Origin of the sequence: Rhodoferax sp. (genome assembly GCF_012927445.1) — a bacterium.
In the GTDB taxonomy this organism is placed as follows: Bacteria; Pseudomonadota; Gammaproteobacteria; order Burkholderiales; family Burkholderiaceae_C; genus Rhodoferax.
The window spans coordinates 659413-683498 of sequence record NZ_JABBPD010000007.1 but is presented as its reverse complement, the minus strand read 5'-3'; the positions used below and the strand labels follow the sequence as shown (position 1 = coordinate 683498).

The 24086-nt window shown below is 61.5% G+C and carries 21 protein-coding genes and 1 riboswitch; of the genes, 12 read left to right on the top strand and 9 right to left on the bottom strand.

Annotated features, from left to right (window positions below):
* Positions 1 to 2: 2 nt before the first annotated feature.
* Together HHJ17_RS14890 and HHJ17_RS14885 are read right to left on the bottom strand one after the other, a co-directional pair.
* On the bottom strand, positions 3 to 1097 hold the full coding sequence (locus tag HHJ17_RS14890) for a VanZ family protein (RefSeq protein WP_296496996.1): 1095 nt from the start codon (positions 1095 to 1097) through the stop codon (positions 3 to 5).
* Between the two features lie 13 nt (positions 1098 to 1110).
* The gene (locus HHJ17_RS14885) at positions 1111 to 1539 is read right to left on the bottom strand and encodes a CopD family protein (RefSeq protein WP_296496994.1); all 429 of its coding nucleotides are present in this window, start codon (positions 1537 to 1539) and stop codon (positions 1111 to 1113) included.
* Between the two features lie 210 nt (positions 1540 to 1749).
* Here HHJ17_RS14885 and hemB point away from each other — a divergent pair, with 210 nt between their 5' ends.
* Complete coding sequence (hemB, locus tag HHJ17_RS14880) at positions 1750 to 2763, top strand: porphobilinogen synthase (protein WP_296496991.1); 1014 nt, start codon at positions 1750 to 1752, stop codon at positions 2761 to 2763.
* A gap of 70 nt (positions 2764 to 2833) precedes the next feature.
* Complete coding sequence (locus HHJ17_RS14875; RefSeq protein WP_296496990.1) at positions 2834 to 3955, top strand: magnesium transporter CorA family protein; 1122 nt, start codon at positions 2834 to 2836, stop codon at positions 3953 to 3955.
* 41 nt (positions 3956 to 3996) lie between these two features.
* Here the strand turns inward: HHJ17_RS14875 and HHJ17_RS14870 are convergent, their stop codons facing one another.
* On the bottom strand, positions 3997 to 6027 hold the full coding sequence (locus HHJ17_RS14870) for a sigma-54-dependent Fis family transcriptional regulator (protein ID WP_296496989.1): 2031 nt from the start codon (positions 6025 to 6027) through the stop codon (positions 3997 to 3999).
* Between the two features lie 456 nt (positions 6028 to 6483).
* On the opposite strand from HHJ17_RS14870, the gene HHJ17_RS14865 reads away from it, so the two are divergent.
* The 4 genes from HHJ17_RS14865 to secB all read left to right on the top strand — a co-directional run bounded on the left by HHJ17_RS14865 (position 6484) and on the right by secB (position 12081).
* Positions 6484 to 8631, top strand: coding sequence for a hydantoinase/oxoprolinase family protein (locus tag HHJ17_RS14865; RefSeq protein WP_296496987.1), 2148 nt, complete (start codon positions 6484 to 6486; stop codon positions 8629 to 8631).
* An 11-nt stretch (positions 8632 to 8642) separates the two neighbouring features.
* Positions 8643 to 10967, top strand: a complete 2325-nt coding sequence (locus HHJ17_RS14860) for a hydantoinase B/oxoprolinase family protein (protein WP_296496985.1) — start codon at positions 8643 to 8645, stop codon at positions 10965 to 10967.
* A 51-nt stretch (positions 10968 to 11018) separates the two neighbouring features.
* Positions 11019 to 11525: an acetone carboxylase subunit gamma gene (locus HHJ17_RS14855; RefSeq protein WP_296496983.1), complete on the top strand. Its 507-nt coding sequence runs from the start codon at positions 11019 to 11021 to the stop codon at positions 11523 to 11525.
* 91 nt (positions 11526 to 11616) lie between these two features.
* A complete protein-coding gene (secB, locus tag HHJ17_RS14850; RefSeq protein ID WP_296496982.1) occupies positions 11617 to 12081 on the top strand; it encodes a protein-export chaperone SecB in 465 nt (154 codons plus the stop codon).
* A gap of 6 nt (positions 12082 to 12087) precedes the next feature.
* On the opposite strand, the gene HHJ17_RS14845 is transcribed toward secB, so the two are convergent.
* Entirely contained in the window at positions 12088 to 12780 is a 693-nt protein-coding gene (locus HHJ17_RS14845; protein ID WP_296496981.1) for a dienelactone hydrolase family protein, read from the bottom strand.
* Between the two features lie 23 nt (positions 12781 to 12803).
* On the bottom strand, positions 12804 to 13406 hold the full coding sequence (locus tag HHJ17_RS14840) for a 2-hydroxychromene-2-carboxylate isomerase (protein ID WP_296496979.1): 603 nt from the start codon (positions 13404 to 13406) through the stop codon (positions 12804 to 12806).
* Between the two features lie 96 nt (positions 13407 to 13502).
* Between HHJ17_RS14840 and HHJ17_RS14835 the strand changes: the two genes are divergently transcribed.
* From HHJ17_RS14835 to HHJ17_RS14815, 5 genes are all read left to right on the top strand, one after another.
* Positions 13503 to 14249 (top strand): SDR family oxidoreductase, encoded by a 747-nt coding sequence (locus tag HHJ17_RS14835; protein WP_296496977.1) that lies wholly within the window; start codon positions 13503 to 13505, stop codon positions 14247 to 14249.
* 216 nt (positions 14250 to 14465) lie between these two features.
* Positions 14466 to 15374 carry a YihY/virulence factor BrkB family protein gene (locus tag HHJ17_RS14830; RefSeq protein ID WP_296506389.1) on the top strand — a complete coding sequence of 303 codons (909 nt, stop codon included), beginning with the start codon at positions 14466 to 14468 and terminating at the stop codon, positions 15372 to 15374.
* A 38-nt stretch (positions 15375 to 15412) separates the two neighbouring features.
* Positions 15413 to 16033 carry a MarC family protein gene (locus HHJ17_RS14825; protein ID WP_296506327.1) on the top strand — a complete coding sequence of 207 codons (621 nt, stop codon included), beginning with the start codon at positions 15413 to 15415 and terminating at the stop codon, positions 16031 to 16033.
* 121 nt (positions 16034 to 16154) lie between these two features.
* Complete coding sequence (locus tag HHJ17_RS14820; protein ID WP_296506325.1) at positions 16155 to 17081, top strand: hypothetical protein; 927 nt, start codon at positions 16155 to 16157, stop codon at positions 17079 to 17081.
* Between the two features lie 238 nt (positions 17082 to 17319).
* Entirely contained in the window at positions 17320 to 17748 is a 429-nt protein-coding gene (locus HHJ17_RS14815; protein WP_296496974.1) for a hypothetical protein, read from the top strand.
* Between the two features lie 36 nt (positions 17749 to 17784).
* Here the strand turns inward: HHJ17_RS14815 and recQ are convergent, their stop codons facing one another.
* The 4 genes from recQ to HHJ17_RS14795 form a co-directional block, all read right to left on the bottom strand.
* Positions 17785 to 19632, bottom strand: a complete 1848-nt coding sequence (gene recQ, locus HHJ17_RS14810; protein WP_296506388.1) for a DNA helicase RecQ — start codon at positions 19630 to 19632, stop codon at positions 17785 to 17787.
* Between the two features lie 161 nt (positions 19633 to 19793).
* Positions 19794 to 20930, bottom strand: a complete 1137-nt coding sequence (locus HHJ17_RS14805; RefSeq protein WP_296506323.1) for an ABC transporter permease — start codon at positions 20928 to 20930, stop codon at positions 19794 to 19796.
* On the bottom strand, positions 20927 to 21859 hold the full coding sequence (locus tag HHJ17_RS14800; protein ID WP_296506321.1) for an ABC transporter ATP-binding protein: 933 nt from the start codon (positions 21857 to 21859) through the stop codon (positions 20927 to 20929). Before HHJ17_RS14800 ends, HHJ17_RS14805 begins: the two co-directional genes overlap by 4 nt.
* Positions 21856 to 22827, bottom strand: a complete 972-nt coding sequence (locus HHJ17_RS14795) for an HlyD family efflux transporter periplasmic adaptor subunit (RefSeq protein ID WP_296506320.1) — start codon at positions 22825 to 22827, stop codon at positions 21856 to 21858. The genes HHJ17_RS14800 and HHJ17_RS14795 overlap by 4 nt, the downstream gene beginning before the upstream one ends.
* A 94-nt stretch (positions 22828 to 22921) precedes the next feature.
* Between HHJ17_RS14795 and HHJ17_RS14790 the strand changes: the two genes are divergently transcribed.
* Positions 22922 to 23968, top strand: coding sequence for a homocysteine S-methyltransferase family protein (locus tag HHJ17_RS14790; protein WP_296506318.1), 1047 nt, complete (start codon positions 22922 to 22924; stop codon positions 23966 to 23968).
* Between the two features lie 24 nt (positions 23969 to 23992).
* Positions 23993 to 24062: riboswitch (S-adenosyl-L-homocysteine riboswitch) on the top strand.
* Positions 24063 to 24086: the final 24 nt, after the last annotated feature.

The window sequence follows — 24086 nt, the reverse complement described above, 5'->3', positions numbered from 1 at the left end:
TTCTAGTTTTTTGGGTCCCGACCCCAGACCTGCGTCAGCACATAGACCAACGCGGCATAAGGCCACAACCAGCCGAGCCACTGCGCCAAGCCATGAAAGCGGATAAAACGGCCCTGCTCCCAGGTGGCCAATGTTTGCGCTAGATAAGGACTGGCCGGTGCCTGGTTCAGCAGACTGAGGTAGATGCCCAGCGCCAGCAACATCAGCGATGCGCTCGCACGCCGCGGCGCCCACAACAGCAACACCACCAACACCAGCGCCGCAACCAGGCCGACCTCGACCGGCAAGGTAAACCAGGCCCAGGCATGCTCCGGCCCGTAACTTAAAGCCGCCGACAGCGCGGTGACACCCACCCCAAGTGCGAACACCAGCCCGCCAAACAGCGCCCGCCGTGCCACCGAGCGGATGATGCAAAAGCCAAGCAGACAGGGAATCAACAGGCCCAGCGCAACACAGACCAGCTCAATGCCAGGCACCAACGGCTGCAACTCAATGTCCCGCACCGGCAGCCAGTCCAAAAAGGGGGTGTCTTGCAAGGCCTCGGCCACCGCCGCCTCCAGCCGCTCCATCACCTGGCCAAGCCCAAACGGCACGCTTGCCGGGAACAACAAGGCCAGCGGCCACAGGGCCAGCAACACCAGGCCACCCCGAGCATCGGCCACAAACCAGCGCGCCCGGAAGCGGCTCCAGCGGTCAATGACACCCAGTTTCTCCATCGACCAGGCCATCAAGCCCCCCAGCCAGGCCCCCAGCGTATTGAGACTCAGGTCCACATTGGACGGCACCCGGTCAGGCAAATAGCCCTGCAGCGACTCCATCGACAGCGACAGCAAGCCCGCCAGCAACGTCGCCAGGACGACGGCGTATGGCGCTCTGCCAGACCGCAGCGCACTGAGAACCAGCAAAAACCCGAGTGGCATGTAGCCCAGGACATTGATCGCCACATCAAAACCAGTCCAGTATTTGGGTAACGGACTGGTTAAAAAGGCCCACGGCACGATGCCCTGGTCACGCCAATCAGAAAAAGGATACAGACTGGCATAGAAGATAAGCCCGACGTAGATCAACGCCAGGGGCCATGCCGAAGTCTTATGCATTTGCGCCAATCCGTTAGAACGGCTTGACCACCACCAAGATCACCGCCACCAGCAACATCAGTACCGGGGCCTCGTTGAACCAGCGGTACCAGACATGACTGCGGGTATTGCGATGAGCCACAAACTTGCGCAGCACGACACCACAACTGTGGTGGTAGCCCAGCACCAGCAGCACCACGGCCAGTTTGGCATGCATCCAGCCATTACCGGGGCCCCAGCCAATGCCATAGCCAGCCCAAAGCCAGACGCCCAAGGCCAGCGCCGGAACCGCAATAACGGTGGTGAAACGCAGCAATTTGCGCGCCATCAACAACAACCGCTCCCGCTCGGCCACCGACTCCTGCGGCACCATGGCCAAGTTGACAAAGATCCGCGGCAGGTAGAACAAACCAGCAAACCAGCTGGCGACGAAAACAATGTGAAGCGATTTAATCCAGAGCATGAGGCAGTTTAGGCCAAAAAAAACCCCAGCACGAGGGCTGGGGTGGTAAGCCTATTTGCTGTCACACATCAAGGCCCCGCTCAGGGAGGAAAAGCGGGAGGCAGCGAACTGCCCACCGGTAATTTATCAAAATAGGCGCGCGCCTACAAGCATTTGTATGAACTATTTATGACAAGTTGTAAAAATCATTCACCTAGTACACTTTTCGCCATGACAACGCATGCCCCTTTCCCCATTGGTCGCCCGCGCCGCTTACGGCGTGACACGTTCACCCGCAATCTGGTCCGTGAAAACGCGCTGACCCCGTACGACCTGATCTACCCGGTTTTTGTTGTTGACGGAAAACAACAGCGTCAGGCGATTGGCTCCATGCCAGGCGTGGAACGTTTGAGCCTGGACCTGCTGTTGCCGGTCGCCGAAGAGTGCGTCAAGCTCGGCATTCCCGTCATGGCCTTGTTCCCGGTGATCGATCCGGCGCTGAAAACGTATGACGGACGCGAAGCCCTGAACCCGGAAGGCCTGGTGCCGCGCGTGGTGCAGGCGTTAAAAAGAGAATTCCCCGGCCTGGGTCTCATGACCGATGTGGCGCTGGACCCTTACACCAGCCACGGCCAGGACGGTCTGCCCGACCCGAACCCGACTGAGAACGGCTACATCATGAATGAAGCCACGATTGAAATGCTGGTCAAGCAGGCCTTGACCCAGGCCGGCGCGGGCGTCGACATCGTGGCCCCCAGCGACATGATGGACGGCCGCATCGGCGCCATTCGCCAGGCGCTGGAGGCGAATCACTTCATCCACACCCGCATCATGGCCTACAGCGCCAAATACGCCAGCGCGTTTTATGGCCCGTTCCGAGATGCGGTCGGCTCCGCCGCCAACTTGGGCAAAAGCAATAAAAACCAGTACCAGATGGACCCCGGCAACTCCGACGAGGCGCTGCGCGAAGTGGCGCTGGACATTGCCGAAGGCGCCGACATGGTGATGGTCAAGCCCGGCATGCCGTACCTGGACGTGGTGCGCCGCGTCAAGGACGAGTTCAAGGTCCCGACCTTTGCCTACCAGGTCAGCGGCGAATACGCCATGCTCAAGGCCGCCGCCCTCAACGGCTGGCTCGACCACGATGCCGTCATGATGGAAAGCCTGCTCGCCTTCAAACGCGCCGGGGCCGATGGTGTGCTCACCTACTTTGCGCTGGATGCGGCCCGATTGCTACGAAAATAATAGCTGTCTGCGCAACACCGACGGGGGCTAGCGTGCTATTTCTTATATAACTGGCATCAAGGGCCTGTCCATGCGAATTTTCTCCATCACCGGCACCAGTGTCATTGAGACCGATGCCCTGACCCCGCTGGCCGATCTGCGACGGCCAGCAAACGGCTACCTGTGGATCGCCTGCGGGCGCCGCGAGTTTGAGGTGATGCAGGGGCAAATCCAGGCGACGCTGCAAGCCCTGTGCGGCATGCAACTGGTTGATTTGCATATTTCCGACCTGCTGAGCAACCAGTTGCCCTCGCATTACGACTACACCTCGCAGTACGACATTCTGGTGTTCCGCCGTCTGGCCGCCGGCAACAGCGAGACCGACCTGGCGCAACCCGGCCTGCCGCTGCACCGTTTGCCGGCGCGCGGCGGCCCGCCGATTCTGCGGCGCATCGATACCAGTCCGGTCGGCTTTGCCGTGTTTGACCACATCCTGCTCACGGTGCACCCGACCGACTGCGCGGTGCGCGATGCCTATGCCGCCAAGTTATTGAACGCGGCGTCGGCCGAATCCCATGCGGCCGGCGCGCGCCTGCCCAGCAGCCCGGCCGACCTGATGCTGCGCATCGTCAATCACATGGTGGACGGCTACCTGGAACTGCGGCGCGAGCTCACCCACCAGCTCGACCACTGGCAGGCTGAATTGGTCAACCCCAAGACCCGCTTCAACAATTGGGCCGCCCTGCTGGATGCCCGGCTGGCGCTGCACCATCTGGACGAAATCTGCGAAGACCAGCGCTCGGCGATCCAGGACTGGACCGAAGCCCTGAAGACCTGGCCCGATGCCGAGACCCCCGGTGGTCAGCGCGAGCGCGAGCTGCTGCACATACGCAGCCGCGATGTGCTGGAGCACATTGAGCGGGTGGTGCACCATGTGCGGCGGCTGGAGCAAAGCGCCGAAACCGCGGTCCAGATGCACTTCAACGCCCAAAGCCACCGCACCAACGAGATCATGCGAACGCTGACGGTGCTGACCGCCATCTTTCTGCCGCTGAACCTGATCGCCGGCATCTTCGGCATGAACTTTGAATTCATTCCCTTGCTGCACCTGTCGAATGGCTTCTGGATTGCCATGAGCTTCATGCTGCTGACGGCGCTCGGGCTGGTGCTGTTTTTCTGGCGTAAACATTACCTGGAACGCTCCGCGCGCTGAGAAGACCCTGCGCCACGCGGCACCATCCCCGTCCGGCAAGCCTAGTGGCCCGGACCTCTGACGCTGCTGACCACCTGGTCCAGCCCGTATTTTTTGAGCTTGATGTACAGGGTGCTCTTCGCAATGCCAAGCTGCTTGGCCACCAGGGTCAGGTTTCCCCGGTGCGCTTCAATCGTCTCGCGGATGAAGGCCAGCCCCGAGTCTTCCAGCTTGCCTTTGGTCGCGGGCGCAGGTTCACACACTTGCCCGCGATGGGTCACCGGCGGCACGGCCATTTCAGCGGGCAAGTCGCGGAGCCCCAAGGAGGGGCCGGCCGCCAGCAGAAACATGCTCTCGATGACATTGCGCAGCTCACGCACATTCCCCGGCCAGGCCTGGTTTTCCAGCACGGCAATGACTTCCGGCGTGATCTGCTTGGCCTCAACACCGTACTGGGCGGCAAACTTGTGCAGAAAATGCTCGACCAGCGGCCGGATATCCACGCGCCGCTCGCGCAGCGGCGGAATGTGAATACTGGTCACCGAGACCCGGTAAAACAGGTCCATGCGGAACCGGCCTTCGGCCACCTCCTCCCGAATCTCCCGGTTGGTGGCGGCGATCAGCTTGAAGCTGATTTTTCGGGGCGTGGTCTCGCCGATCCGGTAAATCTCCCCTTCTTCCAGCACCCGCAAAAAGTGGGGCTGCAGCTCCAGCGGCATTTCACCGATCTCATCCAGAAACAGCGTGCCCCCATTCGCTGCCTCAATCTTGCCGACCATGCCGCCGCGACGCGAGCCGGTAAAGGAGCCCTCGCAATGGCCAAAGAGCTCACTGGCCAACAGGTCCTTGGAAAGCCCACCGCAGTTGAGCGCGACAAATGGCCGCTCCCCGGCCGGGCCGGCGCGATGGATTCCTTGCGCAAAATTCTCTTTGCCGACGCCGGTTTCGCCGAGCAAAAGCACGGGCACGTTGGTTTTCGCCAGCAGCCGGGCCTTTTGCACCGCCTGCGCCAAGACCTCGCTGCTGCCGACGATGTCGGTAAAACTCCGGCTGTCTGAGGTTACCGCCGTCTTGGTGCTGCGCTCCGCTCGGGTCCAGTGCACCGGCGTGCCCATCTGCGGCAACCCCGGAATCGCCAACAACGTGCCAATCCGTTCCCCAGCGTCGATGATGGGCTCGAGCCAGTCGGCACAGAGCCATTCAGGCGCCTCGACGGACGTCGGGGACGCGAACGACCCGGTGCTCAAGGTCGGGATGCGGGTCGTGTTTTTAAGATCGAAATTGATGCCCCGCGCCAGCAGCGCGGTAACGGCCCGTTCGTTGGCCTTGATGGGGTAGCCGCGACGGTCACAAATGATGACACCGTCGGTGGCGCTGGACATTTTCGCCATGCCGCGTTCCAGCAATTGATAGCGAAACTCCATCTCCAATTTGGCCAGCTGACTCTCGATCCGGCTGGCCGTGGTGACGGCAAAAGCCAGACTGTGCGGGCTGAAGGTCTTGCCCAAACCCGATACGTCAACGGCGCCCAAGATCTTGCCGTCATAGGGGTCCCGGATGACGGTCGCGGAGCAGGTCCATTGCTTGATGCCGGCACAAAAATGTTCGGCGGCATGGATCTGCACCGGCTGGCCGATGGACAGGGCGGTGCCGATGGCATTGGTCCCGCAAATTAGCTCATTCCAGCTGCTGCCGGCACTCAGGTGAATGTCCTCGGCCGCCCCCAGTGCGCGGGGGTCGCCCTCCACGCCCAGAATCATGCCGTTCGGATCGGACAGGATCATGATCGTCTCGGTTTCGGCCAGAAAATCCCGCGCCATCGCCATCACCTGTTTGCCGGCGATCAACAATTCGCGGTGCTGCTGCTGCAACGAATTGAGTGCATCCTCATTCACCGGCGGAAGCGCCTGGTTGCGGCCGGGGTCCACCTGCACCTCCAGACAGCGCCGCCAGGAGTCATCAATCAGGCAGCGCAACGCATTCGCCTGGGGCGCATTGCCACTCAAGAACCCATCCCAGGCCGCCATGATTTTCTGGTTGTTTTGCGGATCGGACAGCCGCTGGCTGGACCGCTTTGGCTCGCTTGCATTCATGTTGTCTCCTACTCGCTATTCCCCTAATTGCCGCAGAGCGCAATGGCCCTGGGCAGCCCACTTTGTTTGACGGGCTCATCTCGGAAATTTAGTTATTTTTCCGTAGCACTATACAGCGGACCTCGTGCGCAGTCCTTGCGAATGAACACATTGACACAAGTCACTGCTTCGCCGTGGCACCGCCGCACGCCGTTCGATTTCCGTCCGGATTCAACGCGACCGTTCGAAAAACAAACGTTCGAGACCGCTTTTGGACGGGCTCAAGTTTGTCCTGTTTTCAGCCCCTCTCATTGGGGGAAACGGATTCTTTCCAGCTTTCATAAACACTGGCATGCCCTTTGCAATACCGGCTAGGCGATTAACTTTAATTTCATCGCGGGTACCAGCCACCAACTGTTAGATTGACGGTCGCTAGCTGGGTCAAAAAATCAATTAGGAATTGAGGAGACAGCACTTATGCAAACGCAACACTCGCCCGTACAGGTGATGGGAATCGATGCCGGCGGCACGATGACTGACACCTTCTTTGTCCGAGAAGATGGCTCATTCGTCGTCGGTAAAGCACAGAGTAATCCCGGGGATGAATCGCAGGCCATTTACGAATCGTCGATCGACGCGCTCGCCGAATGGAAGCTCAATGTCGACGAGGTCTTTCCGGAACTTTTGACCTGCGTCTACTCCGGCACCGCCATGCTGAACCGGGTGGTGCAGCGCAAAGGCCTGGACGTTGGCCTAATGTGTAACAAAGGGTTTGAAGACATCCATTCGATGGGTCGCGCAGCGCAGAGCTACCTCGGCTATGCGCTGGAAGAACGCATCCATTTGAACTGCCACCGCTACGATGACCCGCTGGTGCCGCTGTCCCGCACCCGCGGCGTCACCGAGCGCACTGACGTCCAGGGTCAGGTCGTGATTCCCTTGCGCGAAGACGAAGTGCGTGTCGCCACCCGTGAGCTGGTGGCACGCGGCTCCAAGGCGATCGTGATCAGTCTGTTGCAGTCGCACAAGAACGAAAAGAGTGAACTGCGGGCGCGTGATCTCTGCCGCGAAGAATTGAAGAAACTGGGCGTCGACATCCCGGTCTTTGCGACCGTCGATTACTACCCGTCGCGCAAGGAAAGCCACCGCACCAACACCACCATCCTGGAAGCCTACGCCGCCGAACCTTCGCGCGAAACGCTGAAAAAAGTCAGCGACCGGTTCAAGAAGCATGGTGCCAAGTTTGACCTGCGCGTGATGGCGACCCACGGCGGCACCATCGGCTGGCGCGCCAAGGAGCTGGCCCGCACCATCGTCTCCGGTCCTATCGGCGGCGTGATCGGCTCTAAATTCCTGGGCGAGAAACTGGGCTATGACAATATTGCTTGCAGCGATATCGGCGGCACCAGTTTCGACATGGCCATCATCACCAAGGGCAACTTCGCCATCCAGTCCGATCCGGACATGGCGCGCCTGTTGCTGTCCCTGCCCCTGGTGGCGATGGATTCGGTCGGCGCTGGCGCCGGCAGCTTCATCCGCATCGACCCCTACAGCAAGGCGATCAAACTCGGTCCGGACAGTGCCGGTTATCGCGTCGGCATGTGCTGGGCCGACAGCGGGTTGGACACGGTGTCGGTGTCCGATTGCCACGTCGTGCTGGGCTACCTCAACCCCGATAACTTCCTCGGCGGTGCCATCAAGCTCGACGTCAACCGGGCCCGTAAATACCTGAAGGAACAGATTGCCGACCCCCTCGGACTGACGGTCGAAGATGCGGCGGCAGGCGTGATCGAACTGCTCGATTTGAACCTGCGCGAATACATGCGCTCGGTCATCAGCGCCAAGGGTTACAACCCGGCTGACTTCGTCTGTTTCTCCTACGGCGGCGCCGGTCCGGTCCACACCTACGGCTACACCGAAGGGCTGGGCTTCAAGGACGTGGTGGTGCCGGCCTGGGCCGCCGGCTTCTCGGCCTTCGGCTGCGCCTGCGCCGAGTACGAATACCGCTACGACAAGAGCGTCGACATCGGCGTCGGACCGAAAGCCAGCGATGCCGAGAAAGTGCAAGCCTGCAAAACCCTGACCGAAGCGTGGGGCGAACTGAGTGAAAAGGTCATCGAGGAATTCGTCATCAACGGCTTCAAGCCGGAAGATGTGTTGCTGCGTCCGGGCTACCGCATGCAGTTCATGGGCCAGCTGAACGACCTCGAAATCAACTCACCCATCACCAATGCGACCACGCTGGCGGACTGGGAAAAAATGGTGCAGGCCTTTGACGAGACCTATGCCCGCGTCTATGCCAGTTCGGCCAGTTCACCCGAACTGGGTTTTGGCGTCACTGGCGCCATCATGCGCGGCAGTGTGATTTCGTCCAAGCCGGAACTGCCGGAGGAGCCGGATGCAGGTCCGATTCCACCCAAAGCCGCGCACATCGGCAGCCGTCCGTTCTACCGCCACAAAAAATGGCAGGACGCGCAGATCTGGTCGATGGAAGCACTGAAGGCAGGCAACCGCGTGGTCGGACCGGCCATTGTCGAGTCGCCGTCCACCACCTTCATCGTGCCGCTAGGTTTTGAAACCTATTGCGATACGCACCGCTTGTTCCATCTTAAAGAAGTTAAATAAGGAGCTCCATCATGAATATGCTATCCAGAAAAGAAATTGGTTTGCCTGATTTGCTGGGCAACGGCAAGACCCTCAAAGAGCATCGCGACGAGGTGCTGGAGCGGACCAAAAGCACCGGCTTCTACAACGGCTTGGAGAAGCTGGAGTTCAAGGAATCCGACCCGATTACGTACGAGAAGCTGTTCTCTCGCATTCGTGGCGGCCTGGTGCATGCCCGCGAGACGGCGAAGAAAATTGCGGCCTCCCCCATCGTCGAGCAAGAAGGTGAGTTGTGCTTCACGCTGTACAACGCGGCGGGTGACTGCATACTGACCTCCACCGGCATCATCATCCACGTCGGCACCATGGGCGCAGCGATCAAATACATGATCGAGAACGCCTGGGAAATGAACCCCGGCATCCACCCGGGCGACATGTTCACCAACAACGACTGCTCCATCGGCAATGTCCATCCCTGCGACATCGCCACCATCGTTCCTATCTTCTGGGACGACAAACTGATCGGCTGGGTCGGCGGCGTCACGCACGTGATTGACCTCGGTGCCATGACACCGGGCTCGATGTCGACCGGACAAGTCTCGCGTTTTGGCGATGGCTTGCAGGTGACCTGTCGCAAGACCGGCATCAACGACACGCCGCTGCGTGACTGGCTGCACGAGAGCCAGCGCAATGTCCGCACCACCAAGTACTGGATCCTGGACGAGCGCACGCGCATTGCCGGTTGCCACATGATCCGCAAGCTGGTAGAAGAAGTGCTGGAAGCCGAAGGCATCGAGAACTACACCAAGTTTGCGCACGAGATCATTGAAGAAGGTCGGCGCGGCCTGCAAGCGCGGCTGAAGGCCATGACGGTGCCGGGCGTCTATCGCCGGGTTGCTTTTGTCGACATTCCCTATGACCATCCCGACATGAGCCTGGCGTCCGAGTTTGGCAAGATGAACAGCATCATGCACGCGCCGTGTGAAATGACGATCCGCCCGGACGCCACCTGGCGGCTCAATTTCGAGGGCGCGAGCCGCTGGGGCTGGCACAGCTTCAACGCCAATCAGGTGGCCTTCACCAGCGGTATCTGGGTCATGCTGACGCAGACGCTGGTGCCGACGGCGCGCATCAACGATGGCGCCTACTACGCGACCGAATTCAAGCTGCCCAAGGGCACCTGGATGAACCCGGATGACCGGCGCACGGCGCATGCCTACGCCTGGCACTTCCTGGTGTCGGGCTGGAGCGGCATCTGGCGCGGCATGAGCCAGTCCTACTTCGCCCGCGGCTACCTGGAGGAAGTGAATGCCGGCAATGCCAACACCTCCAACTGGCTGCAGGGCGGCGGTATCAACCAGGACGGTGAAGCCCATGCGGTCAACAGCTTTGAGCCCGCCGCCTGCGGCACCGGCGCTTGCGCCATCAAGGATGGCCTCAACCACGCGGCGGCGGTGTGGAACCCCGAAGGCGACATGGGCGACATCGAGATCTGGGAAATGGCGGAGCCGCTCTTGTACATGGGCCGCAACGTCAAGACCAACTCGGGCGGTTATGGCAAGTTCCGCGGTGGTTGCGGCTTCGAGACCCTGCGCATGGTCTGGAAGGCGCAGGACTGGAGCATGTACTTCATGGGCAATGGCTACATGAACAGTGACTGGGGTCTGATGGGCGGTTACCCGTCGGCCACCGGCTACCGTTTTGAAGCGCACAAGACCGATCTCGAGGCCCGCATCAAGGAGGGCTTGTCGCTGCCGCTCGGCGCTGACCGCAATCCGGAAGACACCGAGTACGAGCGCCACATCAGCGCGACGGCCAAGGTCAAGCGCGATCAGCAATGCACCACCACCGAAGCCATCTTCGAGAACCACGACCTGTATCTGAACTACATGCGCGGTGGGCCCGGCTTTGGCGATCCGCTCGATCGCGACTGTGCCTCGGTTGAAAACGACCTCAACAGCCGCTTCGTGTTGCCCGAGTTTGCGGAGAAGGTCTACGGCGTCGTCATTGCGCAAGACAAGGATGAGGTGTGGAAAGTCAATGTGGCCAAGACGGCGGCGCGCCGCAAAGTCATTCGCAAAGAGCGGATTGCCCGCGCCGTGCCGACCCGCGAATGGATGAAGGAAGAGCGCGCCCGGATTTTGACCAAGCACGCTTCGGTGCAGGTGCGCCACATGTTTGCCACCAGCTTCGACCTCAGCGTCAAGTTCAAGAACGAGTTCAAGGCGTTCTGGGAACTGCCCGCCGATTGGGAGCTGCCGGAGTCCGAATTGGGCGTGCCGTCCTTCGGTTCCAAGTACCGGATGGACCTGTCGAAGTTGCCCGATGTCCGCACCGTGACCCTGGTCGAAGAATGATTTGAAGTCGGGGCCTGGCCCCGACTACCCCCCCCTTATTGGAGATACAAAATGTCTGTTTATACACAAGAGCAAGTGAACTATCTGGTGGAAGGCAAGCTGGACTGGGAAACCACCATGCGCATGCTGTCCATGCCCAAAGACCATGATCGCTTCCGCATGTATTTGAATACGTTGCAGTCCAAGGTGCCATGGGATGACAAGATCATTCTGCCGATCAGCTTGCACCTGTACGTGGCGCAAAATAAAACCAGCAAGGAATGGGTCACCAAGTGCAGTTGCGGCCACGAGTTTGGCGACTACCGCAAGAACTGGAAACTGGAGGCTTTGGTGTACGTCCGCGATACGCCGGAAGCCATGCACGAAGTCTATCCAAAGCTGATGGCGCCAGACACCAACTGGCAGGTCTACCGCGAGTACTACTGCCCGGAGTGCGGCACCATGCATGACGTCGAGGCGCCAACACCGTGGTACCCGGTGATTCATGAATTCGAGCCGGACATCGAAGCCTTCTATGCCGACTGGGTGCATCTGCCGTTGCCAGAAAAAGCCAACTAGACCCTCGCAGGAGCCCGGTGTTTCACCGGGCTCCTGGCCCCGTATTGATCGAGTCGATTCCTGTCTTTTTTATTTCCAACGAAAGCGTTCCATGTCTGACGAAAATCTGCAACCTCTGTTCCAAATTCAACGCGTGTATCTGAAGGGCTTGTCGCTGGAACAACCGAACTCCCCGGCCATTTTTCTGGAACCCGCCAGCCCGACGATTGAAGTGGCCGTGTCAACGACGGCCAAGAAGCAGGACGAATTTATTTACGAGAGCACGGTCACCGTGACCGTCACCGCCAAGATCAACGACAAGGTGGCTTTTCTGGTGGAAGCCAAACAAGCCGGCATTTTTGAAGTGCGCCATATCCCATCCGAACAACTGGAACCGCTGCTCGGCATCGGCTGCCCGAATATCGTCTATCCCTACCTGCGCGCCAATATCGCAGACGCCATTACCCGCGCCGGCTTCCCGCCGGTGCACCTGTCAGAAATCAATTTTGAAGTGTTCTACCGGCAACAACAAAAGCCCACCATGAACCAGCCAGAGGAAATGCTGCTGGCGGCCTGACCGCGTTCAGCCGACATGCTCGGCCAGGAAGGCCCGCGTGCTCTCACGCGCCAGCGCAGCGGCCGTCGCGTCATAGGCACTGCGGTGGTCGCAGTTGAAACCATGGCTGGCCTGGTAAAAGCGCACCTCCACTTCCGGGTGTGCCTGCTTGAACGCCTCCACCCCGTTCAGCGGGATCGAGGCGTCCTGATTGGCAAAGTGCGCCAGCACCGGGCAGGTCGGTGTGCGGGCGATCTCGTCGGCACTGGTCATGCCGCCACCGTAGTACAGCACCGCGGCACTCAGGCCCGACAACTCGCAGGCGGCGCGCCAGGTCAGCAGACCACCCCAGCAGTAGCCCACCAGGCCGACCTTGCCGGCAGCACCCGCTTGCGCGGCGTAGTCGATGGCGGCTTGAATGTCCTGCAGCACGCCGGGCGCCGGGAGCGCCTCTACCGCCGCCTTCAGCTCCACCCCCGCGCTCACGTCGTCCTGGCTGTAGCCCAGTTCAATGCCCGGCTTCACCCGGTGAAAGGTGGCCGGGGCCACGGCCAGATAGCCGAGTGCCGCAAAGCCATCGGCCACGGCGCGAATGTGCGCATTGACACCAAAAATCTCTTGCAACACGACGATGGCGCCTTTGACGGGTCCCACCGGCCGGGCCTCGTAGGCCGGTAATTTGAAACCATCCGCCACCGTCAATTCAATGTAGTGAGTCATTTGTAGTTCTTTAAAAATTGGTTTCAGTTGCGGTTGAGCTTGCGCTCGACGAAATCGAGCCGGTCCTGGCCCCAGAAGAGTTCACCGTCAAGGCAGTAACTGGGCGCCCCAAATATGCCCGCGTCGATCGCGGCCTGGGTGTTGGCCTCGTACCGCTCCTGCACGGGCTGGCCGTGCGACTGCGCCAGCCGCTCGGCCGGCAAACCGCACTCGGTCAGCAGTTCCGCCAGGGTTTGGGCACTGGCAATGTCACGCTGCTGTGCCCAAACGGCGGCAAACACAGCACCACTGAAGCGCAGCGCAGCCGCTGCGCCGTCCTGCAAATCCACGGCAATGATCAGGCGCGCCGCATCGTCCGCCGCCACCGGGAAATAGCGGGGTTGCAGGTTCAGCGGCAGTTTCAAGGCATCGCGAAACCGGGCCAGCTCGACCAGCCGGTAGGCCTGGCGTTGCGGCGCGCGCTTGGGCAGCGGCAGGCCCCCTGAAATCGGAAAAACTTTGCCCAGGTCGGTCGGCAACACGCGAATCGTGGCGTTCGCTGCGCTGGCGATCGCCAGTAAGCGGGCATGCCCGAGATAGGTCCAGGGGCTTTGCGGGGCAAAGTAGTAATCAATCGTTTGCGTCAAGTCATCTCCTTCGGGTGCTTTGCGGAGCTTGCGGCTACCATGGCCGGACTCCAGTGTCTGTTGTACCCCATATTTTCTTAACCGGCAGAAAACACCATGAACCCAACCCTACTGATCACCGGTGGCTCGCGCGGCATTGGCGCCGCGACCGCCCTGCTGGCCGCGCAACGCGGGTATGCCGTGGCCGTCAACTACACCCGCCACGCGGAGGCCGCCAACGAGGTGGTGCGCCAGATCCGCGCCAGCGGCGGCCACGCCATCGCAGTGCAGGCCGATGTGGCAGAGGAAGCGCAGGTGCTGGCCATGTTCGAGACCATCGACGCCCAATTGGGGCGACTCACCGCCTTGGTCAACAACGCCGGGGTGGTGGACGTGGCGGCCCGTGTCGATGAAATGAGCGTGGCGCGCCTGAAACGCATGTTTGACATCAATGTACTGGGCAGCTTTTTGTGCGCCCGCGAAGCCGTCAAACGCATGAGTACGCGCCACGGCGGATTGGGTGGCGCCATCGTCAACGTGTCCAGCGTGGCCGCGCGCCTGGGGGGTGCCGGCCAGTATGTGGACTATGCCGCCAGCAAGGGCGCGATTGACACCTTGACCGTGGGCCTGGCCAAAGAAGTGGCGCTGGAAGGCATCCGCGTCAACGCCGTGCGGCCCGGCATTATCGAGACCGAGATCCATGCCTCCGGCGGCCAGCCCGAGCGAGCCCAGCAGATGGCGCCCATGGTGCCGATGCAACGCGCCGGCAGTGCGCTGGAAGTAGCGCAGGCAATCGTCTGGCTGCTGTCGGCGCAAGCCAGCTACACCACCGGGTCCCTGCTGGACGTGACGGGCGGCCGGTAAGCGAGCTGCCATGTCGAGCCCGAGCCCGATCGCGACCCACGACGCAAGCGGGATGCCGTGCCGTCTTTTGGACGGCCCCGTGTGCTGGCAGCGGGGAGTGGCATACTGGCTGCCGGTCCTCGCCATGATGGGTTTCCATGGTCGGCGCGGCCATTCCCGGGCTGTGCTCCAGGCCAGTCCGCTTCGCTAACCGGCTCGGAGCCCACACGCTACCCCATGCAACTCCCTGGTCGCCACACCACGCAAATTCTCAGGCATCCCGGAACCTTCGCCGTCCGCACGCTGAAGGGATTTCGCGCCAACCAGGGCCTGCTGCTGGCCGGGGCGGTGGCGTACTACGCCTTGCTGTCGATTGTGCCGATGCTCATCCTCACGGTGATTGCGCTGTCGCACTTTGTCGATCAGGCGGCGCTGCTGCAGACTTTGGGCCACTACCTTGAATGGCTGGTCCCCGGACAGTCCAGGGCGATTGTGGCCGAGCTGGCGAACTTCCTGGCGCACCGCGATGTCCTCGGCTGGGTGTTGTTGGGCAGCATGCTGTTCTTCAGTTCGCTCGCCTTCACGGTGCTCGAGAACGCGATGTCGGTGATCTTTTATCACCGTGTGGCGATACGCCGGCGCCACTTCCTGATCTCCGCCGTGATTCCCTATGGCTACATTTTGTCGCTCGGGCTCGGGCTGCTGCTGGTGACGCTGGTGGCGGGCAGCCTGCAGGCGATGGGCCAGCAGCGGGTGGATTTTCTCTGGCGCAGCTGGTCGCTCGGCGGCCTGTCCGGCGTGCTGCTGTACCTGCTCGGCCTCGCCGGTGAAATCTTTGTGCTCACCTCGGTGTACCTGGTGATGCCGGTTGGCCGACCGTCCCTGCACCACGCCCTGCTCGGTGCGGTCGCCGCGGCATTGCTGTGGGAACTGTCGCGCCACGTCCTCGTCTGGTATTTCACGACACTGTCCCAGATTGGCACCGTCTACGGGTCGCTAACCACCGCCATTGCGGTGCTGTTGAGTTTTGAGGTGGCGGCGACCCTGCTGCTGCTGGGCGCGCAGGTGATTTCCGAATACGAGCGTCTGGCGATGGAGGCGCTCGACACCGCACCGAAGCCCTTTACGACGGGCACCTTGCATTAAAGTCGCCCCCCTTTGACGAAACACCCGAAAGAATTCCCATGGATTTCAAACCCCTCGTCACGCTGCTGGCCATTGTCAACCCGCTGGCGATCGTGCCGTTTTTCATTCACTACACGCACGACTTCAGCATCGCCCAACGGCGCCGTACGATCTGGATCTCGTCCGTCAGCGCCTTCGTCGTGATTGCCATCAGTGCCCTGATGGGCCTGCATATTCTGGAATTTTTTGGCATCTCGCTGGCCAGTTTTCAGGTCGGCGGCGGCATGCTGCTGCTGACCTCGGCGCTGGCCATGTTGAACGCGCAACCGGCCGAGGCCAAATCCAACGAGGAAGAAATACATGACGCCTCCGCCCGCGCCAGCATTGCCGTGGTGCCGCTCACCATTCCCCTGCTGACCGGTCCCGCCACCATGTCGACCGTGGTGATTTATGCCGACAAGGCCAAGACCTTCTGGGAGTTGACCACGCTGGTGGGCTACGGCGTGGTTATCGGCCTCGCCACCGCGCTGTGTTTTTCGCTGGCGCAGCCCATTGCCCGGGGCTTGGGTAAAACCGGCATCAACGTCATGACGCGCCTGATGGGCTTGATATTGGCAGCGCTGGCGGTCGAGGTGATGTCGGATGGCTTGATCAAACTGTTTCCGGTGCTGGGTCGATAACCGTCGGCATTTTTGACACTTCGTTTGCGTCGTTTGCGAATTCGCAAGTGCAGGCTCAGATGTGAGGCCAAGGCAAGAGAAAGCGCTAAACGCAGCCTGGTTCTCGGCTAAGGTCGGTCCGATGAGCATCCTATGGCAAATCTGTTTTTTTTGTTGGCGAACACTCTGGCTTGTCGTCTGCATCGGCAGTGCGAGCTTGGCGCAGGCCGATGTCGCCGGGCCCGACAGCCATCTTGCCGCCGGGCTGCGCGCCGAGTTCGCCGCGCTGGAACCGCAACTCAGCAGCAATCAATTCAACCGGCCGCTGGCCCTCAATTCGGCCGAATCCTCCAACCGCTCCAAAGGGGAGATCTACGCCCTGGTTGACTACCCCTTTGCGACCGTCAAAGAAGCCCTGATTGGCCCGGCGCATTGGTGCGACGTGTTGATCCTGCACCTCAATACAAAATACTGCCACGCGTCGACGCACAACGCCAGCAACATCCTCGCCGTCAGTATTGGCAAGAAGACCTACCAGGCGATTGATGACGCCCAGCTGTTCGAATTTGTGCACAGCATCGCCACCACGACGCCTGAGTATTTCAACGTTTTGTTCAATGCAAAAACCGGGCCGCTGGGCACGAGCGACTACCTCCTCATGCTGGAGGCGGTCTCGGTGCCGGGCGGCAAAACTTTTCTCCACCTCACCTACTCCTATGCTTTCAATTTTCAAGGACGGTTGGCGATGCTGGCTTATCTCTCGACCCTCGGGCGCGGCAAGGTAGGATTCACCCACACCGCCAAGCCATCCAATGGCCAGCCCGACTATATTGGTGGCGTGCGCGGCGCGGTGGAACGCAACACCATGCGCTACTACCTCGCGATCGACGCCTATCTCGGTGCGCTGTCGACACCGCCTGCGGCACAACTCGAAAAACGCCTGCAAAGCTGGTTTAACGCCACCGAGCAATTTTCCCGGCAACTGCATGAAGTCGACCGTGACGCCTACCTCACGATGAAACGGCGTGAGGTTCTGCGCATGCAGATGCCACCCGGCGTTGCGGATTGAACACATCGCCCGCTGGATTTGCTTTTACTGCGATTTCGCAAAGACCGGCTGGCGCATGCTTTGTACGCTCAAATTTCCTTAACGAGATGGAAAGATAAACATGGAAACTGGTACTCCCAAGCAACTTGGCCCTGTCAGTAAATCGGAGTGGAGACCCTCGCCAAGTTGCGGCCGGCGTCCCGCATCGATATCTCAAGGATTCACAACCGCTACTCAATTTATGATTGGAAAAAATACCATGAAACGCATGCAAGCTCTTCCTCTTCTTCTGGCTCTTCTCTTGGCCTCTACAGCCGGTATGGTCAGCGCACAGACCGCTGCCGAAACGGCAACGCGTGCGCAGGTCAAGATGGAACGCGACGAGTTCCTTAAAACGCACCACTATGACGATGTCTCGTCGAACTGGGTGCTGAATTCGGGCTCCGAGCCACCCGCTGGCATGAAGTCGCGAGCTGAAATCAAGGCGGAACGCGACGAGTTCCTGCGCAACAATCGCTATGACACACGCATCGCGGATTGGGTGCCGTTGAAAACGCAACCGCGCGATTTGAACGCGATGTCACGCGAGCAGGTGCGTAGCGAGACTCAGCACTTCATGCGCACACACCACTGGGACGATGTCTCCGGTGGTTGGGTCGAGCAGGCCCCGGCCAAGAAGAAAAAATAAGCGCCGACTGACACTGAGTTGCAGGGTGGAGGGCGGTCAAACGCTCGCCATCACCTGCAACACTTCTTCGCCGTAGGCCTCCAGCTTCTTGGCGCCGATGCCGCTGAGACCTTGCAGGTCGTCCAGCGATTGCGGCGCGCGCTCGGCGATAGCGACCAGCGTGGCGTCGTGAAAGATGACGTAGGCTGGCAGGTTGTGTTCCGTGGCGACCTCGGCGCGCCAGGCTTTCAAGGCCAGGTAGCGCGCTTGGCCGCCGGCGTCCAGTGAAGGCGGTGCTTTGACGACGGCGCTGGCGGTGCTGCCGCGTTTGGCTTTGCGATCGGCCGGAGTCGAAACCGAGGCGCGCAGTTGCACCGGCACCTCGCCTTTGAGCACGGCGCGCGAGGCCTCGGTGAGTTGCAGGGTGTTGAAGGCCTGGGCATCGACCGCGACGGCGCCGATGGCAATCAACTGGCGCAGCACGCCGCGCAACTGCTGTTCACTGAACTCCGCGCCAATGCCGAAGGTACTCAGAGTTTCATGCCCGCGCTGGGTCACCTTCTCGGTGGCTTTGCCGCGCAAAATATCCATGATGTGAACCGCGCCATAGCTGCCACCCATCTGCTGCACGCGGTAGATGGTGCTGAGCAGTTTGCGGGCCGCATCGGTGCCGTCCCACACCGCCGGTGGCTGCAGGCAGTTGTCGCAATTGCCGCACGGTTGGCTCATCTCGCCAAAGTAGTGCAGCAAGCGGACACGGCGACAATCGGTGGCCTCGGCCAAGCCCAGCAGTGCATCGAGTTTGCCGCGCAGGCCTTGCTTGAATTCTTCCCCGGCCGGGCTCTCGTCGATCATGCGGCGCTGGTTCACCACGTCTTGCAGGCCGTAGCACATCCAGGCATCGGCGGCGGCGCCATCGCGCCCGGCACGGCCGGTTTCCTGGTAGTAGCCTTCGATGTTTTTCGGCATGTCCAGGTGCGCGACAAAGCGCACATCCGGCTTGTCGATGCCCATGCCAAAGGCGACGGTCGCCACCATCACAATGCCTTCGCTGCGCAAAAACTGGTCCTGGTTCGCCTGTCGCACCTTGGTGTCCAGCCCGGCGTGGTACGGCAGCGCCGCGATGCCTTCGTCACACAGCATATTGGCGATGTCTTCCACCCGTTTACGCGACTGGCAGTAGACGATGCCGGCATCGCCCCGGTGCTCGTTGGAAATGAAGCGCAGCAACTGCTGCGTCGCCTGCGTCTTTTCCACGATGGTGTAGCTGATGTTGGGGCGGTCGAAGCTGCTTAAAAACAGGCGCGCGTCCTGCAACTGCAACCGCTCCACGATGTCGGCGCGGGTCAGCGTGTCGGCGGTGGCGGTGAGCGCGATGCGCGGCACGTTGCCATAGCGTTCGTGCAACACGGTGAGCGCGCGGTATTCGGGCCGGAAGTCGTGGCCCCACTGGCTGACGCAATGCGCTTCGTCAATGGCAAACAGGCTTAACTTGCCGCGTTCGTACAGGGAATCGAGCTGCGCCAGAAAACGCGGTGTCATCACCCGCTCGGGCGCGCAATACAGCAGGGTGATGTCGCCGCGCAGCAGGCGTTTTTCCACCTGCGCGGCTTCCTCAAACGACAAGGTGGAATTGAGAAAGGCGGCGCTGACCCCCGCTTCATCCAAAGCCCCAACCTGGTCGTGCATCAGCGCGATCAGCGGCGAAATCACCACGGTGATGCCCTGCCCGGCCTGCTCACGCGCAATCGCCGGAATCTGGTAACACAGCGATTTGCCGCCGCCAGTGGGCATCAGCACCAGCGCGTCGCCGCCCGCCACCACGTGCTCGATGATGGCTTGCTGCGGCCCACGGAACGCGCCGTAGCCGAAGACTTCTTGAAGAATGAGATGGATAGACAAGATTTGTCGCTATTGTTTTAATAGCTGCTTGCGCAGACTACATAAGGGCCAGAGGCCAATTTTGCTTATATTTTTCGCCCATGGCGCTGGACCGCACTGGCGGGGCCAGGTTTTTAGCGGGAGAAGGGGTTGCATGCCCCTATTGTCCGGCGATTTCTGCGGCGTCAGTCCAGCGTCTGCCGATAGCGCTTGAGCGCGATGGCGCCGACCACCCCCAAAAACAGCGCCATCGGCCACAGATTGGGGACGATTTCACCGAAGGTGGCGCCTTTCAGCATGATGGCGCGCACCACGCGCAAAAAGTGCGTGAGCGGCAGCAACTCACCCAGCCACTGCGCCCACGGCGGCATGCCGCGAAACGGAAACATGAAGCCGGACAGCAGCATCGAGGGCAAAAAGAAGAAAAACGTCATCTGCATCGCCTGCAACTGGTTGCTCGCCAGGGTCGAGAAGGTGAAACCCACGCCCAGATTGGCCAGCATGAACAAGCCAATCACCCCCATCAGCAGGGTCAGACTGCCCACAATCGGCACCTCAAACAGCAGGAGGGCCGCCAGAATGATGACCGCTAATTGCACATAGCCAATGATGATGTAGGGCGTGATCTTGCCGACCATCACCTCGAACGGCCGCACCGGCGTCGCCAGCAGGTTTTCCATGGTGCCGCGTTCGCGCTCACGCGTCATCGCCAGCGAGGTCAGCATCACCATGGTCATGGTCAGAATGGTGCCGATCAGGCCCGGCACGATGTTGTAGCGGGTCAGGCCTTCGGGGTTGTAGCGACGGTGAATGCGCAGCTCGAACGGCGGCTCACCCGGCTGCAACCCGGCCAGCGCCCCGGTCAAGTCGTGGGCCAGCGCCAGCGGCGTGATTTGCCCCAGCGCCGCAATCGCGTTGCTGGCGGCGGACGGGTCGGTCGCGTCCACCGCCACCAGCACGGCGGGTTTTTCGCCGCGCAGCACGCGCTTGGAGAAATCGGGCGGAATCGCCAGCAGGAACTGGACCTCGCCAGTTTCCAGCAGGCGCTCCGCCTGGACCTCGGTGGCCGGCTGGGCCACGATGTGGAAGTAACCGGTGTTCTGGATGGCCGCCACCAGGCTGCGCGCCAGCGGCCCGTTGTCGTACGCCACCAGCGCGGTCGGCAAGCCTTTGGGGTCGTTGTTGATGGCGTAGCCAAACAGGATCAACTGCATCACTGGCACCCCGATCGCCATGGCAAAGGTCAGGCGCTCGCGCAGCATCTGCTGGAATTCCTTGATGATGATGGCCGCCACCCGCCCGAAGGAAAACGCGGCGCTCATGCCGTCGCCCCTTGGTAGGCGTCTTTGGCTTTGTCCATCAGGCTGATGAAAACATCCTCCAGGTCCGCCGGCGCCGACGACAGTTGCAAGTCAGGCCGTGCCCGGTAAGGCGCCAGCGAGGCCTGCAGCAGCGCCTGATCCTCGCCCGCCACATGCAGGGTATTGCCAAAAGCGGAGACGCTGAGCACGCCCGGCAGCGCCTTGATCGGCGCCACCAAGGTATCGAGATCGGCCCCCGCGATGGACCACACGACCAGCGCCGCCCGCGCGATGATGTCGGCTTGGCTGCCTTTTGTGAGCACCTGGCCGTTGGCGATGTACATCAATTCATGACAGCGGGCCGCTTCGTCCATGTAGTGGGTCGACACCAGCACCGTGATGCCCTGCGCCGCCAGCCGGTGGATTTCGTCCCAGAAATCACGCCGCGCTTTCGGGTCGACGCCAGCGGTCGGCTCGTCCAGCAGCAACAGGCGCGGCTCGTGCAACAGGCAGGCCGCCAACGCCAGGCGTTGTTTCCAGCCGCCGGACAGGGCACCGGCCAGCTGGTGCTGGCGCGCCGTCAACTCCAGCCGCTCCAGCGTCAGGTCCACCGCCCGCTTGCGCTGCGGCAACTCGAACAGGCGTGCCACAAAGTCCAGGTTTTCGCGAATCGTCAAGTCTTCGTACAGGCCAAAGCGCTGCGTCATGTAGCCAACCTGGCGCTTGATCTGCGCCGCCTGCGTGATGAGGTCCAGCCCCAGACAGGTGCCGGCGCCGCTGTCCGGCGTCAGCAGCCCGCACAGCATGCGCAGGGTGGTGGTCTTGCCGCTGCCGTTGGGGCCGAGAAAGCCGCAGATGCGCCCGGTTTCCAGCTGGATCGACAAGTTGTCGACGACGGCGCGCCCGCCATAGCGCTTGCTCAGGCCGGTGACGTCAACGGCCAGTGTCATGGCGCGGCCCCGGCCACCGGCACCACATCGACCGGCTGGCCGGGTTTGAGCCGGGCGCCATCGGCCGGGCTGGGGCGCGCCTCCACCAGGAACACCAGCTTGGCGCGCTGCACATTGGAGTAAATGACGGGCGGCGTGTACTCGGCCCGGTTCGAGATGAAAGAAATTTGGGCCGCGATCGGTGCCGCACAGCCGTCGCACACGATGTGGACGGCCGCCCCAATCTGGAGGTGGCCGACCACGCCTTCGGGGACAAAGAAGCGCGCTTTGACGTTACCGGGCGGCAGCAGCGCCAACACCGGCTGACCCGGCTGTACCGACTCGCCGACGCGAAAAAAGGTGTCCGTCACCAGCCCGCTGACCGGTGCAGTGCGTGTTTTTTGCGCCTCGCGCCAGGCGAATTGCCGGACCGCTTGCCGGGCGGCATCGGTGTCGGCGGCGGCGGCGGCGCGTTCATCAACCCGTGCCGGCAGCCGCCCGACCTTGAGCTGGGCGAGCAGTTCGTCCAGATGGGCGGCGCTCTGGGCCTGCGCGGCCAGCAGCTCGTCCCGGTGTGCCGCGGAGACAAAACCCTGCTTCACCAGCTGCTCCTCGCGTGCCAGGGCCGCGGCGTTCAGCCTGGCTTGGGCGCGTGCCTGGCTGATCTGGGCCTGAATGACGGCGATTTCGTCACTGCGCTTGCCCTTGGCGGCGTTGGCCAGCTGGGCATTGGCGCGCGCCAACCGGGCGTCGGCCTCCAGCCGCGCGGCCTGCTCGTTCTCGGCCTCCAGTGCAAACAGCGGCATGTCCTGGCGGGCCTGATCGCCGCTGCGCACGTTCAGCTGCGACAGGGTGCCACCGAGGGCCGAGGCCACATAAACGTAGTCGCCCTCCACATAGCCCGACCAGCCCGGCGCCACTTTGGGCTGGCAGCCGGCCAACAGCAGCGGGATCAACCACAGGGCGCAGCACGTCTTGAGACAATTCATTTGGTTTTCTTTCAAGTCCTCACCAGCGCTTGCAGGGCGGGTCAAACACGGCCCGAACACGCAGGAATTCGATCTTTTCTACAATGCACCCGCTATGAAACCACTTCAATATACCCGCGCCCAAGCCCTGCCAGACATTCTGGCGCAACGAATCATGATTCTGGACGGCGCCATGGGCACCATGATCCAGCGCTTCAAGCTCAATGAGGAACAGTACCGCGGGGAGCGCTTCAAGGACTTTCACAAAGATGTGAAAGGCAATAACGAATTGCTGTCGCTGACGCGCCCGGACGTCATATCCAGCATCCACGAACGTTATCTGGCGGCCGGGGCCGACTTTATCGAGACCAACACCTTCGGTGCCACCAGCGTGGCGCAAGCCGATTACGACATGGCCGAACTGGCGCGCGAGATGAACCTCGAATCGGCCAAACTGGCCCGTGCCGCCTGCGACAAGTTTTCCACCCCGGACAAACCGCGCTTTGTGCTCGGTGCCCTGGGCCCGACACCCAAAACCGCCAGCATCAGCCCGGATGTGAACGACCCCGGCGCCCGCAACGTCAGCTTCGAGCAACTGCGCGCCGCCTATTACGAACAGGTCGAGGCGCTGGTGGAAGGTGGCGCCGATGCGCTGCTGGTGGAAACCATTTTCGACACCCTGAACGCCAAAGCCGCGTTGTTCGCGATTGACGAGTACTTTGAAGCTTCGGGCGAACGCCTGCCGCTCATCATCAGCGGCACCGTGACCGACGCCTCCGGCCGCATCCTGAGCGGCCAGACCGTCACCGCCTTCTGGTACAGCGTGCGCCACGCCCAGCCGCTGGCCATCGGGCTGAACTGCGCCCTCGGTGCGGCGCTGATGCGCCCTTACATCCAGGAACTGGCGCGCGTGGCGCCGGACACCTTCATCAGCTGCTACCCCAACGCCGGCTTGCCCAACCCGATGAGCGACACCGGCTTTGACGAAACGCCAGCCGACACCAGCCGCCTGCTGCATGAATTTGCGTTGGAGGGCCTGGTCAACATCGTGGGCGGCTGCTGCGGCACCACACCGGAACACATTGGCGCCATCCGCGACGCGGTGGCGCCGCTGCCAGGGCGCGTGCTACAGAAGTCTATTTTCTACAAAGAAGTGGCCTGAATCGGCCAGCCCTTAAAATTGCACCTATCCAAGGAGCGTTGCAGCGGGTTTGCCCCCGTCAGGCTTGGATGTCCCCCAACCACGCTCACCTGCTTTTTTGTCATTTACAGGTGAGACG

Excerpts from the sequence above, each read along its gene's own strand:
- HHJ17_RS14800 (WP_296506321.1), bottom strand. The coding sequence starts at position 21,859 with ATGACACTGGCCGTTGACGTCACCGGCCTGAGCAAGCGCTATGGCGGG.
- HHJ17_RS14845 (WP_296496981.1), bottom strand. The coding sequence starts at position 12,780 with ATGACTCACTACATTGAATTGACGGTGGCGGATGGTTTCAAATTACCG.
- HHJ17_RS14805 (WP_296506323.1), bottom strand. The coding sequence starts at position 20,930 with ATGAGCGCCGCGTTTTCCTTCGGGCGGGTGGCGGCCATCATCATCAAG.
- HHJ17_RS14855 (WP_296496983.1), top strand. The coding sequence starts at position 11,019 with ATGTCTGTTTATACACAAGAGCAAGTGAACTATCTGGTGGAAGGCAAG.
- HHJ17_RS14860 (WP_296496985.1), top strand. The coding sequence starts at position 8,643 with ATGAATATGCTATCCAGAAAAGAAATTGGTTTGCCTGATTTGCTGGGC.
- secB (WP_296496982.1), top strand. The coding sequence starts at position 11,617 with ATGTCTGACGAAAATCTGCAACCTCTGTTCCAAATTCAACGCGTGTAT.
- HHJ17_RS14835 (WP_296496977.1), top strand. The coding sequence starts at position 13,503 with ATGAACCCAACCCTACTGATCACCGGTGGCTCGCGCGGCATTGGCGCC.
- HHJ17_RS14795 (WP_296506320.1), bottom strand. The coding sequence starts at position 22,827 with ATGAATTGTCTCAAGACGTGCTGCGCCCTGTGGTTGATCCCGCTGCTG.
- HHJ17_RS14885 (WP_296496994.1), bottom strand. The coding sequence starts at position 1,539 with ATGCTCTGGATTAAATCGCTTCACATTGTTTTCGTCGCCAGCTGGTTT.
- HHJ17_RS14830 (WP_296506389.1), top strand. The coding sequence starts at position 14,466 with ATGCAACTCCCTGGTCGCCACACCACGCAAATTCTCAGGCATCCCGGA.
- HHJ17_RS14865 (WP_296496987.1), top strand. The coding sequence starts at position 6,484 with ATGCAAACGCAACACTCGCCCGTACAGGTGATGGGAATCGATGCCGGC.
- HHJ17_RS14820 (WP_296506325.1), top strand. The coding sequence starts at position 16,155 with ATGAGCATCCTATGGCAAATCTGTTTTTTTTGTTGGCGAACACTCTGG.
- HHJ17_RS14870 (WP_296496989.1), bottom strand. The coding sequence starts at position 6,027 with ATGAATGCAAGCGAGCCAAAGCGGTCCAGCCAGCGGCTGTCCGATCCG.
- HHJ17_RS14875 (WP_296496990.1), top strand. The coding sequence starts at position 2,834 with ATGCGAATTTTCTCCATCACCGGCACCAGTGTCATTGAGACCGATGCC.
- HHJ17_RS14825 (WP_296506327.1), top strand. The coding sequence starts at position 15,413 with ATGGATTTCAAACCCCTCGTCACGCTGCTGGCCATTGTCAACCCGCTG.
- HHJ17_RS14790 (WP_296506318.1), top strand. The coding sequence starts at position 22,922 with ATGAAACCACTTCAATATACCCGCGCCCAAGCCCTGCCAGACATTCTG.
- HHJ17_RS14815 (WP_296496974.1), top strand. The coding sequence starts at position 17,320 with ATGAAACGCATGCAAGCTCTTCCTCTTCTTCTGGCTCTTCTCTTGGCC.
- hemB (WP_296496991.1), top strand. The coding sequence starts at position 1,750 with ATGACAACGCATGCCCCTTTCCCCATTGGTCGCCCGCGCCGCTTACGG.
- HHJ17_RS14890 (WP_296496996.1), bottom strand. The coding sequence starts at position 1,097 with ATGCATAAGACTTCGGCATGGCCCCTGGCGTTGATCTACGTCGGGCTT.